This window comes from Marinicella rhabdoformis, assembly GCF_009671245.1.
Taxonomy (GTDB): domain Bacteria; phylum Pseudomonadota; class Gammaproteobacteria; order Xanthomonadales; family Marinicellaceae; genus Marinicella; species Marinicella rhabdoformis.
In genome coordinates, this window is record NZ_VTFS01000004.1 from 90209 (window position 1) to 108038 (window position 17830).

Annotated in this window: 14 protein-coding genes; 3 read left to right on the top strand and 11 right to left on the bottom strand. The window is 38.7% G+C overall.

What is annotated here, in order from left to right:
• Nucleotides 1–122: 122 nt before the first annotated feature.
• The 8 genes from FET73_RS10975 to FET73_RS11010 all read right to left on the bottom strand — a co-directional run bounded on the left by FET73_RS10975 (nucleotide 123) and on the right by FET73_RS11010 (nucleotide 10197).
• The gene (locus tag FET73_RS10975; RefSeq protein ID WP_154224006.1) at nucleotides 123–3116 is read right to left on the bottom strand and encodes a spermine/spermidine synthase domain-containing protein; all 2994 of its coding nucleotides are present in this window, start codon (nucleotides 3114–3116) and stop codon (nucleotides 123–125) included.
• 278 nt (nucleotides 3117–3394) lie between these two features.
• Nucleotides 3395–4207: a class I SAM-dependent methyltransferase gene (locus FET73_RS10980; protein ID WP_154224007.1), complete on the bottom strand. Its 813-nt coding sequence runs from the start codon at nucleotides 4205–4207 to the stop codon at nucleotides 3395–3397.
• Nucleotides 4204–5145, bottom strand: a complete 942-nt coding sequence (locus FET73_RS10985; protein ID WP_154224008.1) for a lysylphosphatidylglycerol synthase domain-containing protein — start codon at nucleotides 5143–5145, stop codon at nucleotides 4204–4206. The genes FET73_RS10980 and FET73_RS10985 overlap by 4 nt, the downstream gene beginning before the upstream one ends.
• Nucleotides 5129–5893: a class I SAM-dependent methyltransferase gene (locus tag FET73_RS10990; protein ID WP_154224009.1), complete on the bottom strand. Its 765-nt coding sequence runs from the start codon at nucleotides 5891–5893 to the stop codon at nucleotides 5129–5131. Before FET73_RS10990 ends, FET73_RS10985 begins: the two co-directional genes overlap by 17 nt.
• A complete protein-coding gene (locus tag FET73_RS10995) occupies nucleotides 5877–6923 on the bottom strand; it encodes a glycosyltransferase (RefSeq protein ID WP_154224010.1) in 1047 nt (348 codons plus the stop codon). The genes FET73_RS10990 and FET73_RS10995 overlap by 17 nt, the downstream gene beginning before the upstream one ends.
• Entirely contained in the window at nucleotides 6910–7773 is an 864-nt protein-coding gene (locus FET73_RS11000) for a glycosyltransferase family 2 protein (RefSeq protein ID WP_154224011.1), read from the bottom strand. The genes FET73_RS10995 and FET73_RS11000 overlap by 14 nt, the downstream gene beginning before the upstream one ends.
• Nucleotides 7770–9677, bottom strand: coding sequence for a hypothetical protein (locus tag FET73_RS11005; protein WP_154224012.1), 1908 nt, complete (start codon nucleotides 9675–9677; stop codon nucleotides 7770–7772). Before FET73_RS11005 ends, FET73_RS11000 begins: the two co-directional genes overlap by 4 nt.
• An 88-nt stretch (nucleotides 9678–9765) precedes the next feature.
• A complete protein-coding gene (locus tag FET73_RS11010; protein ID WP_154224013.1) occupies nucleotides 9766–10197 on the bottom strand; it encodes a pilin in 432 nt (143 codons plus the stop codon).
• Between the two features lie 655 nt (nucleotides 10198–10852).
• Here FET73_RS11010 and FET73_RS11015 point away from each other — a divergent pair.
• On the top strand, nucleotides 10853–11611 hold the full coding sequence (locus FET73_RS11015; protein ID WP_154224014.1) for a sulfotransferase family 2 domain-containing protein: 759 nt from the start codon (nucleotides 10853–10855) through the stop codon (nucleotides 11609–11611).
• A gap of 512 nt (nucleotides 11612–12123) precedes the next feature.
• Here FET73_RS11015 and FET73_RS15505 read toward each other — a convergent pair.
• The 3 genes from FET73_RS15505 to FET73_RS11030 form a co-directional block, all read right to left on the bottom strand.
• A complete protein-coding gene (locus tag FET73_RS15505; RefSeq protein ID WP_154224015.1) occupies nucleotides 12124–12669 on the bottom strand; it encodes a transposase in 546 nt (181 codons plus the stop codon).
• An 80-nt stretch (nucleotides 12670–12749) separates the two neighbouring features.
• Entirely contained in the window at nucleotides 12750–14948 is a 2199-nt protein-coding gene (gene feoB / locus FET73_RS11025; RefSeq protein ID WP_154224016.1) for a ferrous iron transport protein B, read from the bottom strand.
• Between the two features lie 14 nt (nucleotides 14949–14962).
• Nucleotides 14963–15190, bottom strand: coding sequence for a ferrous iron transport protein A (locus tag FET73_RS11030; RefSeq protein ID WP_154224017.1), 228 nt, complete (start codon nucleotides 15188–15190; stop codon nucleotides 14963–14965).
• 266 nt (nucleotides 15191–15456) lie between these two features.
• On the opposite strand from FET73_RS11030, the gene argS reads away from it, so the two are divergent.
• Together argS and FET73_RS11040 are read left to right on the top strand one after the other, a co-directional pair.
• A complete protein-coding gene (gene argS, locus FET73_RS11035; RefSeq protein ID WP_154224018.1) occupies nucleotides 15457–17247 on the top strand; it encodes an arginine--tRNA ligase in 1791 nt (596 codons plus the stop codon).
• A gap of 3 nt (nucleotides 17248–17250) precedes the next feature.
• A complete protein-coding gene (locus FET73_RS11040; protein WP_154224019.1) occupies nucleotides 17251–17829 on the top strand; it encodes an SPOR domain-containing protein in 579 nt (192 codons plus the stop codon).
• The last annotated feature ends 1 nt before the right edge of the window (nucleotide 17830 follow it).

The following is a 17830-nucleotide window of genomic DNA, read 5'->3' on the forward strand; positions in this document are numbered from 1 at the left end:
GACATATCATCTATAACCAAAATGTCACGTGGTGACGCTTGAAATCCGCCATTTTTTCAATACATAATGACGGATTTTGATTTAAAATAATTTGACTTTAAAACATTCAAAATAGCGTTTGTTCAAATGCCTTCTAATTGAGCCAACAACCAAGCAGAGTGTTGCTGCCAGAACATTCCTCGGTCCCTCAAATATAAGTCAGCAGTTAATGGCAGCTCGCCATTGGAACTTTGTAACATAATAATAGAAAATAGACCGTAATTAAACAGCTCCTTCTTTATGTTTATATGCAGGTCAACATCTACTTTCAATATTTCATTAGATAACTGAATAAAAGAATAATAATCTTTTTTATAAAATAGATTTAATAACTCAACAGTACTTTTTAATTCTTTATTATTGATTAAGTCCAAACAGTTGATAACTTGGGTGTTTTCAAAAATTTTGCTGACCTGGTCTGTCCCTAAAATGGCAACATGGTTCAATATATCGATTAAATTTCCAGTCCATTTTTGCTCTTTAGCAACATCATTTTGACCGCAATAGTAATCTGACTGTGAAAATATGTGTACATATCCACTTTCTATTGTTGTTAAATCTTTATTTTCATTGCTTACAAGATATTCAAGAAGATTCATTCTGCTACTCATAAGTTTTAGGTATGGATGATTTTTGTCATACCCGCTAAAAGATTCAGTAGAATAATCGGCCTGTGTGCCTAAGATTTCAAAAACAGGCAGGCCAAATTTTGTATATTCAAACAAATGAATGGAAGAAACATTTTTATATCTATCCTTTGGTGCCTGTAAACTAAGAATTGGAAAATAGTCGCTGTTTACAGCCTTACTTAAAAACCTAAATACATTTCCAAGTATTTCACTGTTTCCAGCTTTTCTTGTTGTGATGTGAGACAAATGAGAAATCCCAATCCTTTCTAAATCAGATTTAAGCAAACTTGGCAATTGTTCAAATTGCCCATATTTAAATTTTGGTATTTGGCTGTCACTGACAACCATGATTACATCGCCACTGTTAGCACGGTACAAGTCAAAGTAATTAAATTCTTGCGTAATGGCGTTAAAAGCTGAAGCCAGCACCGTAGGACTGATCTCATACAGCTGCAACCATTGCACTAATACACCATCTTCATTTAAATAGTTTTTTATATGACTGTAGAAATTTTCAGTAAAAAGATTACCTACACCCATTACCCAAGGATTAGAAGGTTCTGAAACTATGATGTCATACTTTTTATTGTTTGAAGCAAAATATGTTTTAGCGTCATCAATCACTAAATTAGATCTTTCATCCTTAAATACCCTCTCGTTTTTTTCACCAAATAATTTAGCACCTTCAATCATGTTAGGCTCTATTTCAATGGTATCCAAGGTCTCTAAAGATTCCGAAGCCAAAAGCGTATTGGTGGTTAACCCTGAACCAAAACCAATATTAGCAACATTTTTCACATTGGGTTTTATCAATAAAGGAATGGCTCCTGCGAGTACCATTGTGGGCTCATCAACAGAATAAGCTGTATCGCTACCTACAATTATTCCTGCATCTGGCTTTCCATTTGTTGCTATCACCAATGTAGCTAAATTATTTTTAACTTCTTTGGTTACACTGATACTTGCTGACTTTCCATCTTCATAAAAAAGAACCTCTGATTTGTCAGAAATGGTATCTCTTGCATACCTATAAGTACCTGATGCCAAGGTTCTGGGTGAAAAATCTGCAACCACAATGACCAAAATCAAAGCAACAAGATAAACCGCAGGAGATACGTTTGCCAACCTAAATTTGCCTTCATTTCTGGCTTTCATTATTAAAAGTAAACCCAAAACAAAATCAACCAATGATGCAAATACCAGCATATACTTCAGACCCAAATAGATCATTCCTAAATGGATCGCAAACCAAACACCTAATAACGCACCGACAGTGTTGAATGCATAAACTTTACCGATTGCAGTTTCATTCTCACCTTTTTTCATTAAGATCATAGTCAACAATGGCAATGTCATTCCAGCAAAAAAAGCAGCTGGCATCATGATTAGCATCGCTAACACTGCTGTTAAAATGTTATAAAACGTATACCCTGTGTCGGTGGATTTCAAAACATGCTTTAATATTTCTGCAACCCACGAGAATGATTCAATATACATAGGCATAGTTAACAAGGCCAATGTTCCCATAAGAATTTGAATCACACCCAAGTACTTCACAATATCTTGAATATGATCAATACGCTTTTTAATCCACAGCCCACCCAAGGCAAGACCCAATATAAAAGCACTCAACATGATTTCAAAGGAATGCAATGTGGTACCAAGCACCAAATTCAACATTCGAATCCATGAAATTTCGTAAACAAATGAGGCAAAACCCGTGAACAGAGCAACAGAAACAATCAAAGTTTTAGAAATTGAATTAGCATCAAATTTGCTTTTTATGTCTATATTTGATCGATTGAAAGACGGCTCTTTGGCTTTAGCAACAATATAAATTGCTAAGGCTACAAAAAGATTTAAAATCCCCGCCACCAAAAGGGCTCCTGGCATACCTACTGCAGGAATCAAAACAAAAGTTGCAAGAATTGCACCAAAGGCGGCACCCAAGCTGTTTGAAAAATAGAGCATTGAAATGATTCCACCTTCAGAGCGACCCGCCCGTCGAATGATGCCCGAACTCAACAACGGAAAAGTTGCACCTAACAATATAGACTGCGGTAGTATCAAGAAACTGGCGATTAACCACTTCAAAATCGTTATGAGCGCTGGAGAACCTAAACTGGGGAAAATGACATCGAAAGAATAATGAATTGTAAAGTCAAAAACATTGTGAAATACCAAGCCCAATAATCCAAGAATTAACTCTATGACTGCATATGCCAACACCGCATTTTTAAACTTATTAATATTTTTGCTAACGATCCAAGCACCTAAGGCCATACCACCCATAAAAATGGCTAAAGTTAATGTTTGTGCAAAAGCGGCATGCCCTAAAAAAAGCCCTAAATATTGGGACCATACTGATTCGTAAACTAAGCCGGCAACACCTGAGACAATAAAGGCGCCAAAAACTAGGAACCTATGAGAAAGTGGAAAATTTTGCATATTTAACTCTTCATTATAAAAATATTATTAATAAATTGGGTGGACTCTTGTATCAAGAGCTAATAAATAATTCATAGATAATACCTTAATTTTCGTTCAAGTACCCAAGAAATTTTATAGAGTCTCTATTGACATGGTTCAATATTTTCCCAACCTCTTTCACCTAAATATACCCACCCAGAGATTGCCGCATATTATCTGACTCTGAAAACACTGTAAAGCTGTTGAAAACGAAACAATTTTAGGCCGAACACGTATTATTATAGTGTGCTTACTTTTCAGTCCTTTGTGGTTACAATAACTAAATTGATACTTTTATCATGATCGTTGGTTAAATAAATGTCCTTATGGTCAAAATCAAATTTTTGTTTTTCTTTATTTTTCTTCTTGCCATTATATTTTTTCAAAAATGTCAAAAACATGATTCTCAACTTCTCTGGAATAAACCACAAAGTAAATGGCAAAGTAAGCAACCTAAGTTTTTTAGTTCTTTTGATTTCCATGTCAACCAAATCTTTTCTTGCAGTCATATAAATTGCCTTATTGACTTTAAAATACTGTGACGCATTTGCTACCAAAGTGCTCATGTCATATTCACGAATATGGTATTGGTTCCATGGTTTTTGAAATGAAAATAGCCTGCTTGTTTTATCTGGTGTAGCTACAATCAATACACCTTCTTTTTTTAATACCCTGTTCAATTCTTTAAAAAAGTGCTCATCTTTTTTTAAATGCTCTATCACTTGAAATGAAATCACTACATCGAAAGTGGCATCTGGAAAGGGTAAATCTGTTGTGTCTATATCATCTATACGTTTGAATTCTAAGTTATCCTTTTTGTATTTTTTTTGGGCATACGATATGGCTTGCTGAGAAATATCAACAGCAACAATCTCAGAACAACTGTCAGCAACATAATGACTCCCATAACCTGAACCACAACCAAATTCTAATACATTTTTATTTTGCAGATAAGGAATTGCAAACTCATAAGTAGCTATGTGGCACTGATAAATAAAAAACTCATTAATATCATCAGAATATTTATCAGCTATTACCCGCTCTCCTGTCTTCTTTAGTTTCGTTTTCATTTTGTAATTCTTATATAAGCTTCCGCAAGTAAGGAATATAGCAAATCCCCAAAAACATTAATACTTCTTAGTATCAAAGCCACAAGTGTAATGGTAGCTAATGGGTATACAGGTGAGAGTAAATTAATAAAAATAAATTCTCGAACACCCAAACCTCCTGGAGGTCCGGGGAGTATGAAACCAATGGTCCAACTCAAGATATAGACCAATAACAAATTCATAAAATCAATGAATTTAACTTCATTATCTAGAACAGCATAAATAACAGTATTACATAACCCCATAATGACGTATGCAAGACAAAATGCCACTGTTATCAAAAACATGACTTGCCTATTTTTCAGCACAAGTTTAGATTTTTCAGCGAGAATCATCACCTTATCCTTGAAAAAAATGATAAAGAACAAAGCAAAAACCGCAATCAGTGACCAAATCAATTGATTGGAACCAGAACCAAAATCCATCCTGAAAACATCTATATTTGAGGCTCCTGATAACATAATAAAAACCATCATCGCTGAACCAATAAATACAGATATACTCACTTCAATCAAAGTACTCAAAGCCAAATTTGAGTGCGTGTAACCTAATTTTTTCCCTAATAAATTTCTACCAACAAATTGCATGAAATTTCCAGGAATATATTTCCCAATATTTGACCGAGAATGTACTAATATCAATTGATCAAAATGATAAAAACAATGCTTTTGTGACAGTGTATTTATTATCAAAGACCATATAAAGACTCCAATCAACATCACAACCACATACAAAATCAAAACAACCAGCAATAGTAAGACATCCATATCATTTATGAAAGTGGTCAATTGTTCCCAGTTGAGGCCAGTTTCTCTTATGGTTTTTATAACAAAATAAATGGCACCAATTCCAAGGAGATAGCCAAGCCACTTAAAAATATTTTTATTTTTTAACCACATGAATCAGATAGCCTGAACCCAAATCTTTATTGAAAAAGATTTTTTGAATGACATAAAAGGGGAACATAACAAAATCATTAAACAACAACCTATAGATCAACCTGTTTTTTCTTTCGGTACCACTTTTTTTAGATAATTGTTCTTTTTCAATTGCTGCGTCTTTGCCTTTAACTTCCGACTTTTTACTCATTCCCAAAAACTTATCCAGCAACAAGGAAATAGGAAAACCATAATTCCACAATTGAATGATTTGATATTCATCACCACTGAACGCCTCAACCAACTGTTTTCGCTCGTACCGTCGATAATGACCAGCCCAAACATCACTGTCATTCCATTTTGACATGTGGGCTGGAACTGAAATAATGAGTGAACCTCCAGGGTTCAACATATTGCCCCATTCTTTGATCGTCTCAACATCGTTTTTTATATGCTCTAACACCTCAAAAGCACAAACAAAATCAAATTTTTGATTTGATATTTCAGACGATTCTGAATGAAGTTTAATATTTTTCAATATGCCAGCTTCTTGCAACCTTTGGGAAGCCATCATCAGTGCGTCTTCAGAAAAATCCACACCGGTTACATCTGCACCTTTACCATGAAACCATTTAAGCATTTCACCTGCGCCAAAACCAAACTCCAAAACTGTTTTATTTTTCAAATCAAGACGTTTCATTATCGAGATTATGGCCGCTTTTCTCAGTAGAAACCGAGGCATTGGTAGCCAATTAACTTTTGTTGTCATTTTGCGCTCCTGCAACTGATAATATTGCTTCTTTCAATGTCTGTGAAGAGCCCATTTCGACAAATTTCACATTTTTATATTGTTGTGGATAACGTTCCTTGTTAGCCTCATTCTCACCCAGCAACATCTTCTTTTCCATGGCTTCGAAAATATATGCTTTGCCTGGGATGGTTCTTTTTGCTTTTTTAATGGAGTCATTAAAGTGGCCTGCCAAACAGAGGTCGGCTTGTGCAATCAATTCTGCCAAATTCACTTGTTCCAACCAAGGATAATAAGTCAGCTTTTCCTGCAAATGGAGTTTGTCTTTTTGTGATTGGCTTAATGGCCCAACAAAAACAAAGTATATCTGAGCATCACTTATCTGAGTAATGGCATCAATCACCACATCAACACCTTGTAAAGGCAAAACCGTAGCAAAATAGAAAACCACAAAATCATTTCTGTATTTTTCGTGCTTGGGAACATTTTGAGGGAAATAATATGTAGAGTCTGCCTCTAAATACAAAACCGTAGTCTTCGATCTGTTTGCGTTCAAATCTTGAATAAAATATTCAGCATGGTGTGCTGTATCAGCTATTATCAAATCCGCCTTACGCAAGGTAAATTTATCTAACCAGAGTAATCTATTTGATACAAAACCTTGGTCTTTGAACTTCTTTCGATCATGTACCAGGGTGTCATGAAATGAAATAAAAAAGTCAATGATGACTTTGTTTTTCCTAAATTTCCACCACCAAATACATTGTACAAGCTGAGGAGCAAAGCCTAAAAAAACAACGTCATATCTTTTTATAGATTTAAATAACAATTTAAAATATACAGTGAACAGTCTAAGCAGATATGTTTTGTTTTTTGAAACAATCACATCTACTTGTTTAGCATGTAATTTAATCAGCTTGAGTTCTTGTTGAATCCTCAGGTAATCCAGATATGTCGTTGCAATAAACAACACCTTTTTGCCAGCCACCTCTCTAATGAGACGCTCCTCGCCTGCCTCCTTTTTTGTGACAGAGGCACTACTTTTTGTCATTTTCTCTTGTTTGGTACATCAAGGAAGTAATTTGCTCAGACACCAGTCCCAATAAAAAAATCATGACAGATGTACTGAATAACAGAACTCCCATGTTGGTGAAACGGCCGTCTGTAAAAAAGGTATAAATGTAATAAATCAAACCAGTCAGAAAAAACGTCAAACTTGCCGGGAAAAACAGTTTCATTGGCGAATACAAGGTGCCAATTTTAAAGATAATCAAAAAAAACCGCGCGCCATCTTTTAAGATATTAATATGACTTTCACCAATCCGTTCTGGGGCCACAATCGGTAAGTAGCCAACAGAAAACCCTGCCCTAAAAAAAGCCATGGTTGTGGTTGTCGGATAAGAAAAACCATTGGGTAACAGGTACAAGAACTGTTTAAACTTATCTGCTGAAACGATGCGAAAACCAGAGGTTAAATCTTCAATCTTATGCCCAGTCATATAACTCGCAATCCGGTTGTACATGCCATTACCGAATAATCGTGCCAATGAGGCTTGTGATTTTTTATCCCTAGCACCAACCACCATATCGAAACCTTTTTCATACTCCTCAATTAATCGCTCGATGTCTTTGGGTTGATGCTGGCCATCGCCATCCATAAACACCAAAACCTCACCGGTAGCAGCTCTGGCACCTGATTTAATGGCAGCCCCATTACCTTTGCTGTAAGGATGATCAACCACAATAATGCCTTCTGCTTCACAAATTGATTTTGTGTCGTCGGTCGAGCCGTCATTGACTACCACGATTTCAGCATTGGGTTGTTGCATTTTTAATTCAGGAATAAGAGTAACTAAACTCTCTGATTCATTTTTTGCTGGTATGATAATTGACAATTTCATTTTTTTTCCTCTAAATCTTCATAGGCTATCCGCTCAAAGTATAACAACTCTTCTTTATGTCTTTTCCAATCAATTTTATACTTAAATTCCTCTGTGTACCTGTCTTTACCAAGTTTAATTAAGTTGAGTGCCAGATCTGGCCTACCAACCACTAAAAACTCAGATACTGTTTTAATCATATTTTCATAATCCATCCCCAAAGCAAAAGCTTTTAGGAAGTATTCGGAGGCAACATCAAACGATTCTTGCTTAAAATAATACCTACCAAAGCTCAAACCCAATAACAACTGACCTTTAGAGTTGTTATTTTCTACTGAGTACTTAAATGAATTCAGCACCTGATATAACTTTTCTGAATGCAAACTTAATCCACATTGAGCATTTAGTATTTGCCCAATGATCATTCCCAATACCTTTAAATCTTTCCTAATCAGTCGCTCTTTTCTTAACATGGCATTCAAAGCATTGTATTCCTCATTAGAAAATTGATGTTTTTGGCATGAAATCAGCAACAGGTTCAGTTTTAACTCCATATTATCATTGTTGCTTAAACCTTCTTTAAGCACCTTTTCAGCACTGTTATAGTCGCCCCAACTTGAATAATAGTTTGAGGTCCAAACCCTTGCTCTGTTTGACTCAGGAAATGCCAAAACAGTTTCTTTGTGCATCAGAAAATCATTTCCCCATAAACTGGCCCTTAAGAAGGTTTGAAACGATGTGAACAATAAAACCACGGATAATATAACCGTTCCAATTGTAGACCACTTATTGAACAAAAACGAAACCATTGGTAATGCCAAAAACGCAAATGCCAAATAATTGCGGTGCTCAAAATAAAGCTCGAGAGGAAATATTGTTGACTCAAGCAAATGCGAAACAAAAAAGAAAAAAACTGAAAAACTAAAAATAGGCCACTTTGCTCTTTTAACAAATGCCAACAAAAACATCGCAACAATCGAACAAACAGAAATGATTGTTGTTACCGGTTTGAATAATCCTGTGGACTTGATAAAGCCATCAGTATAAATGCCTTCTGTAAGGTAATATGGTGTCACATAATGATGCAAATAATTTACTATCGCTCTTGGCTGTGATATCAAACGCTCATAAAGTGTAAATTCTCGGTCTGCATAACCACTCATATAACCAGGTATCTGCAAAATGAAAATAAATACAAAAGTGGTTACTGGTAGCCAAAATAGCAGCAAACGCCAAGTCTTGGGGAGTTGAGAAAAGCCCCAATAATTTTGCACGACCTGTTTTTCAAGTAACGGAATAAGCAAAAGTAACAATATTCCGTTTTCTTTACTTAATACAGACAGCATTGTGCACCCCAAAAACACAACAGCAATCAGATTATAAGTTCTATTATGGGGACTGATTTCAGCTTTCTTTCGCAATAACAAAAAAGTCAACACCCCCAAAAAGACAAATGTGGCTGATAACATTGCCATCCTTTGAACCACATACATGGAAGTAGATAATAAATAGGGATGCAAAACCCAAAAAGCCACAGAAAATATGGTAATTATGGCTGTCTGCTTTGTACCTAAAGAAGATTGATTAAGAATCACCAGAATTATAAAATACAGAAGAACAGCATTGAAAATATGGATGATTAAATTTGTTCTTTTAAAAGGGAATGGATCTGTGGGCCAATTGTTCCCATCAATCAAAAAAGACAAGACAGAAATTGGTCGCTTGAGCGGGCCGGTATCAGCAAAGGAAATGAAATTAAGTACATTGTCTAAGTTCACATCGCCATTAATGTATTTTAAAAAGCTTAAACTGTGGTAGTCATCAAAAATAAAGGCACCCGCCAAAGCAGGGTAATATAGAGCAGCTGTAAAAGCAATTATGAGACACAAAGCAACTATATGAGGAATATAGCTTATTTTTTTCATCTTTTTCCTTGAGACTTGACTTATTTTTTCTATATAAAAAAAGGCATGGAAATCCATGCCTTTATTCTTTTTAGATTGTTACAATCACTTATGGTGTATTTCTACAATCAACAGGAACATAACGGAAATCTAAACCAGTTTTACAAGTCCACTCAACACTTCCTGCTCCAGCAGCAGATGCTGGTGATAAAATAACACTTTTACCTGCCAGAATTGGGTCATTTGCAAAAAGCACCGTCAAAACACCACTAGCATTAGTAATAGAAGCTACGTTTGCGCCTTTGATATCGGTATTAACTGCCATTCCAGCTTTAACATTATTCGTAGGCCATGCACCTTCATTAATGAAGTACTCAGAAACTGCTAATTTTGCACCAGCAGCCAAAGCAACACCTTCACCAGCTTTCGCACGGATGGTGTAATCACGATATGCAGGAATAGCATAAGACATTAAAATCGCGATAATTGCGATTACGATCATTAATTCAATTAATGTGAAACCTTGTTGATTCTTTTTCATTTTATTTACCTCAAAAAATTTTTTGTTTAATTTAAACAAGCTAATTAACCTTGTTGAGCTATAGGTTAGGCCAGATGACACTTCCACACAACGACAAGTTTGATTATTTTTACTCTAAATGTGGTCTACGTCACATTTAAGGTGATTCTATAGTAAATCTTTTCGATTTCCAAGCTTGTATATTTTTGTGCTGACACTTTTTGTCACGAATTAACATTTTGTAACAACATATTCACGTAATTACAGACCAAATCACCACCATGCCCCCACTTTACACTGCATCAATGGATCTACATGATCAATCAACTAACAGCAAGAGATACCATCCTGAAAAATCTGTAGTTGCACTGCCCTGCACCGCAACAATGTTCGACACACAGAACAAATCAACCCGGTAAGCAAACCCTTTCGTAGAAACACAATGCCAGGTCAGGCACCCGCAAGGGGTGCAACTACAGTTCACCGTGTACCGAATCATTTGTAGCTGCAGGGCTTGCCCCTGCCCATTGCACCGCAATATTTCTTTATACCAACCATCAGGCACCTACAAGGGGTACAACTACGGTTAGGTGTTTTTGAAGACACACTCAAAAGGGGTAATTACGGTTTTTGGAAAACTCATGTACAATGGCTTGATTTTGAATTCTGAGTTGTTATGGATTGGTTTTCGCGCAGTGATGCTGAGAATTTTGCTTTGAACGTGGCTTTTTTAAAGCAATACGTTAAGCCTTTAGGCTCTGACCACAGTTTACCCTTGGTTTTTTCACACGTACCTAAAACCGCAGGCACCTCTTTTGAGTCGTATTTAGCATCACAATATAAGATGTCAGAATCATTGCACATCAATGCGCCCGATTTAAACCGTTTACCTGAAATCATTAACATCAAGAAAAACTGCCCACGCCTGATTTGTGGCCACCACCCGATGCATGGCATGTTGTATCAATTGATACCTGCTGAGCCTTTGTATCACATCACTTTATTGCGTGATCCTATTGACCGTGTTTTGTCCTACTATAATTATGTCTGCGGTAAAACGGATCATCCGATGCACACATCAGCTATGTCTTTAGGCTTCGAAGATTTCCTGTCGCAAGCACCCAGCCCTGAATTACACAATGGTCAAACAAGGCGTTTTGCTGGACAGTTACATCACACTGACAACAATCAAATTGACTTGCTTGAAACGGCCACAAACGTGCTAAATGACTGTTTTTCAGCGGTGTTTACCACTGGCGCTTTAAATGCAGCCATAACCACATTACACAATGACTTAGGTTTTGAGAATAAACCCTTACCCAAAGCCAACCAGTCACTCAAACGGATTCAACGCAGTGATTTAAGCACGAACCAAATAGCATCTATAACAGAGCACAACCAAGCAGACATCGCCCTGTTCAAAAGATTCTCGTAATTACAGGCCAAATCACCACCATACACCCCTGCCTTGCACCGCAACAATGTTAGATACACAGAACAAACCAACCCAGTAAGCAAACCCTTTCATAGAAACACAAGACCAGATCAGGCACCTGCAAGGGGTACTACTACAGTTCACCGTTTATCGAATCATTTGTAGTTGCAGGGCTTGCCCCTGCCTTGCACCGCAACAATGTTCGATACAAAGAACAAACCAACTCGGTAAGCAAACCCTTTCATAGAAACACAAGACCAGATCAGGCACCCGCAAGGGGTACAACTACAGTTCACCGTTTATCGAATCATTTGTAGTTGCAGGGCTTGCCCCTGCCTTGCACCGCAACAATGTTCGATACAAAGAACAAACCAACCCGGTAAGCAAACCCTTTCATAGAAACACAAGACCAGATCAGGCACCCGCAAGGGGTGCAACTACAGTTCACCATTTACCGAATCATTTGTAGTTGCAGGGCTTGCCCCTGCCCATTGCACCGCAACAGAAAGTCATCATTCAATGAAATATTTGTCTTTATCCCATTGTGCGGGGTTGGTTTCAATGTATTCAGTGATGGCTTGGAAGGCCTTATCATTCCTGATGACATGTTCATAAAAATTCGGTTGCCACAATTTAGCTAACTTTTTTTCCAGAAAAAACGCCCTTCCATATTTGTGTGTCAAAGATTTATAAGCACCAATAACTTGACTTAACTGTAATTCACTCTTAACCGAATTGTGCAACTCTAATATTCCATGCATGTGGTTAGGCATGATTTGGTGAGCATGACATTTAATTTGAGGATACCTACTTTCTAAACCCAACCATTGCGCTTGAGCTACTTCCCCCAATGCATTCAACTTCATCACTTCATGCTCAATCTTGCCAAAAAGTGGTTTGAAATAGTCACAACAAATGGTTATGAAGTAAAAACCATTACTGGAATAGTCGTATGACTCAAGCCTGATGTGTTTTCTGAATTGCCTTGGCATGAAACCTATTTTTCCACAATTTGGAACGGTTTGTCCAGATTCGGCATCCGCAAGGGGTGCAACCACAGTTCATTCTACAACGAATCCCATAACGTAGTTGCAGGGCTTGCCCCTGCCTTGCACCGCAACAGCCTATAGACAAATGCTTACTGAATGTTCAAAGGAATGGTTTTGTTTTTCGGTGAATTAGCCACTTTTTTCAAGACCATGTAAAAACCAACAAACAACACCACCGAACCTGACAACCACAGACCTGAAAACACTGGATGTGCGGTAAATGTCACCACTTGATAAAAACAAGTCGCTACCACATAGGCCAACACGGTACTGTAGGTTGCTGAAAATGTGGCCCAGTTTTTACCCGCTTCTTTAGCCGTGGCGCCGACCACTGTGACGCAAGGAAAATACAACAGTACAAACAACAAATAAGCAAAAGCGGCATAGCCATCTTTGAATTTATCTCGAATGATGCCGAATAACTGGCTCGACACTTCTTGAGTGGCTGCCATATCGGTTTCATCACCCACCTCGGTCAATGACAGCCCCAATGGGTCGGTTAACGCACCTGCCAAATCAGCTGCATTGGCAGGAATGGTAGCAAAGGCTTCTGACAATTCTTCTATGATACTGGGCGGTGTTTCGTCTTCGACTTGGGTTGAATACAATGAATCTAATGTGCCGACCATCACTTCTTTGGCCAACAAGCCGGTAAACAATCCAACAACCGCCTGCCAGTTATCTTCATCAATGCCCATGGGTGCAAAAATTGGTGTGGCCATTTGTGAACCCACTGCCAACAGCGAATCGTCGCTGCCTGCTTTATTCCAAGAGAGGTCTTTACCAACAGACGAAATAACCTGTAGTATCACCACAATCACTATGATGATTTTACCGGCGCCTACCACAAAGCTTTTCAAACGAAACCATGTGGTTTTTAAAACGTATTTCATGCCAGGGAAACGCCACTTAGGCAATTCAATCACAAAGGGATCGGGCTTTCCTGGCAATATCGTCTTTCTCATTAACAGCCCTGTGGCAATGGCTACCAATATACCTATGACATACAAAGCCAACACAATCAGCGCCGCATGTTCAGTAAAAAAAGCAGCGACAAACAAAGCGTACACACTCAATCGCGCACCACATGACATGAAGGGTGCCATCAAGATGGTGATCAACCGCTCATCTTGTTTGGCCAGTTGTCTGGTTGCCATAACAGCCGGCACATTACAGCCAAAGCTGACCAACAGGGGAACAAAGGCTTTTCCAGAAAGGCCAATCCCTTGCAACCAATCATTCATAACAAAAGCCGCTCGGCTCATGTATCCAGACTCTTCTAATAAGGTCAGGAACAAGAACAAGAATCCAATCACTGGCACAAAGGTCGCAACGGTTTGAATGCCACCACCCACACCATCGGCCAAAATCACACTGATCCAATCAGGCGCACCCAACCAAGCTAAAAACTGCGATACACCATTGATGAATACAGCACCCGCTGCAATGTCCAGAAAGTCGACGAACACATTGGCCACATTGATGGCAAAGAAAAACATCAAATACATGGCGAACAAAAATCCCAACAATCCTGTAATAGGCTTGGTCAACCAATAATCTAACTTTGAGAACGACTCTTCTGTTTTTGAATCTGTATTTTTACTGCTGACTTTTTTTGCCAACTCCATCGATTGCGCAAAGCGTGCATCAAACACGGCCTTGGTTTCTGCAATGACATCTTCTGATTCGCTCAAGTATTTCGTTACGGCTTCTGATCGCGTACTGGCTGCCGGCAAAGTCAAGCCTTCTGGCAGCTCAGCATAATAGTGTGTTACCCGCCCAGAACCTGATAGCATCAATTGGATTTGCTCAATCAATTGGTTCAAGCCCGCTCCGTATATAGCGGTAGTCGCTATCACTGGACAGCCTGTTTCTGTGCTGAGTTGCTGGACATTTATGGTTTTGCCCGCCTGTACACGCTCATCGTCCATGTTGAGCACCAAAATGGTTGGCTTGTCTAATTCCAGTATTTCTGTGGTTAAAAATAAATTTCGTTCAATCGCTGCGGCATTCAACACATTGACATATACATCTATATCGCCCTGCTCTACTGCTTGCTTGACCACCAGTTCATCTTGAGACAATTCAGCCACGGACAAGCCATAAATACCTGGCAAATCAACCAAATCGAAATTTTGTTCAGGGTGCTTGATGTGGGCTTTGGTTTGACTGACTGTGACGCCAGCCCAGTTACCTGTTTTGCGGTTTTGACCCGCTAAGGCGTTAAATAAGGTGGTTTTGCCGCAATTGGGGTTTCCAATCAGCGCCACTTGCGGTGTTTTGTTCATCAATGATGCCGTGTTTAAATCAGCGCGACTGAAATGGTATCGATTAAATCAGATCCAACGGCGATGTTCCCAAAGGGTGTTTGAACAACTGCACCATGCTTATACAGTGCAATCAACTCAACAACCATGCCCATGCCCAAACCCATCAATGTGAGCTTTTGGTTCAAAGCATCTGAACATTGTTTGTCACAAATTTGGTAACTGTTTCCCTTGGTGGCTTGTGATAATTGCATCGCTTTCATGTCTGACTGTTAATCATAATAGGAATGGTTCTCATTATTACTATTTATTATGTAATTTCAAGTGTTACGATCATATAAATACGTTTTATTGATAATTGTCAAATACCATGCCACCTCAACACTCCCCTAAAAAAGAACATTACCCTCCCAACCAGTGACATCAGAAATAATTCATGCAAACTCATGTGTCTTGTTGATTTATAAAGGTGACCTTTAGCTGACGCTTTGCTAAAATGGCAGGCTTAACTAAATTTTTGAGAATTTTGATGATTGGACACATTCGAGAGTTGATTACCAACGCCATTGAAGGCTTACAGCGCAAAGGCAGCTTTGATATTGAAGGAGAAATCAATTTCAACATCGAACGCACGCGCGACAGCAGTCATGGAGATTATGCTTGTAATGTGGCTTTGGTTTTAGCCAAACCATTGAAAAAAGCACCCAGAGACATAGCTAAAATGGTGACAGATGAATTGGCTGACTCATCTCATGTGTTAAAAACAGACATCGCTGGCCCTGGGTTCATCAATTTTTACCTTACCGACGCTTGTCGCTTACAAGTGGTCAAACGAATCTTACAAGACAAAGACACATATGGCAGCAACAAATCAGGTGAAGGTAAAAAAATCACCGTAGAGTTTGTTTCAGCCAATCCAACAGGGCCCTTACATGTGGGACATGGCCGTGGTGCCGCTTTTGGCTCCAGCTTGACCAATGTCTTGCGCCAATCAGGTTATCAGGTGCATGACGAATATTACGTTAATGACCATGGCCGTCAGATGGACATTTTAGCCACCTCTGTTTGGCTGCGTTACCTTGAGCTGTGTGGTGAGCAAATTCCTTTTCCAAGCAATGGTTACAAAGGCGATTATATATTTGATATTGCCAGGAAAGTGCGCAAAAAATGTGGAGATGATTACCGCCATGACAAAGTGGCTGCCTTTGCTCAAGTTCATCCCGATGAAGGTGCAGGGGGTGTCGAAGGCAGTGGTGACAAAGAAAAGCACATTGATGATTTGGTACTGAATGCCAAGGAATTGCTGCAAAAAGGTTACGACAAAATTTTTAAGACTGCGCTGAAAACCATCCTCAAAGGCATAGAAAATGACCTTGAAGATTTCAATGTGTTTTATGATGAATGGTTTTCTGAAAAGTCTTTACATGATTCAGACACCATTGATCGTGCTTTAGATAAATTAAAAGAAGGCGGCCACCTTTATAAAAAAGAAGGGGCTTTGTGGTTCAATGCGACGCACTTTGGTGACGAGAAAGACCGTGTGGTGATGCGTGAAAACGGTTTAAAAACCTACTTTGCCTCTGACATTGCTTATTTAATGAATAAATTTGAGCGTGGTTTTGATCACCTTATATATGTATTTGGAGCTGACCATCACGGCTACATTGCACGCATGAAAGCCGCAGCCAAAGCCATGGGCTTTGATGCAGATCGAATTACCATTTTATTGGTTCAATTCGCTCATCTGTTTAAAAATGGAGAAAAACTGCCTATGTCGACCCGATCAGGTCAGTTTGTCACTTTAAAAGAATTGGTTGAAGAAGTCGGCTGCGATGCGGCGCGTTTTTTCTATGTGATGCGCTCACATGACCAGCACTTAGATTTCGATATGGATTTGGCTAAATCAGAAACCAATGACAATCCAGTGCACTACATTCAGTATGCACATGCCAGAATTTGTAGCATATTCAGAAAGCTGGAGGAGCAAAGTTGGCCACACAATGAAGAAATCGGCCATGTATCAATCCAAGAACTAAATGAAGAACACGAGCAAGACATCATTAAAATGTTGTCGCAATACCCTGAAACAATTCAAAAAGCAGGTCAAAGCTACAGCGTTAACACGGTCGCCAATTACCTGCGAGAGTTGGCTCAATTGTTCCACAGCTATTACAACGCGCATCATATTCGAATCGATAACGAGAATTTACGTAACGCACGGTTAAACTTGTGTGAAGCCACCCGTTTGGTGCTGGCTAATGGGCTCAAACTGTTGGGTGCTTCTGCGCCTGAAACCATGCATGCTGAAGACAAAAAATAAATAATGGCCAAGAAGAAAACCACAAAGAAAAGAAGCGTCAGAAAAACCAGTCGAAAAGCCGGCCATAAAAGACCAGTTCCCGGTTGGATTATTTTGGTTGGCGGCATTTTGTTCGGCTTGTTACTGGCCACATTTATTTATGTTAAAGGCTGGGTGCCACAACCCATAAGCCACCCTGACCAACCAGTACCTGGACAAACTCAAACACAAGGCAAACCTGTTGAAGACGTCAGTCAAACAGTGAAAAAGAAAAAAAATGACTATGATTTTTACAGTGTTTTACCAGAAATGGAAGTGGTCATCCCCAAAGAAGAATTGAAACAACACGCCGCTCGTGACACCAAAAAATACTCCTTTATTCTTCAAGTGGCTTCATTTAAAAACTTAAAAGATGCAGAAGAACTGAAAGCGCGCATTGCTTTTTCTGGTCAAATAGCACACATACAATCCATAGACGTTAATGGCACACAATGGCACCGCGTGCGAGTGGGACCTTTTGAATCAGGCAGAGAAGCTGACAAACAAAAACGCGCACTGGAAGGCAATGGTCATCAAGCGTTGATACTGAAAGAAACCTTATAGG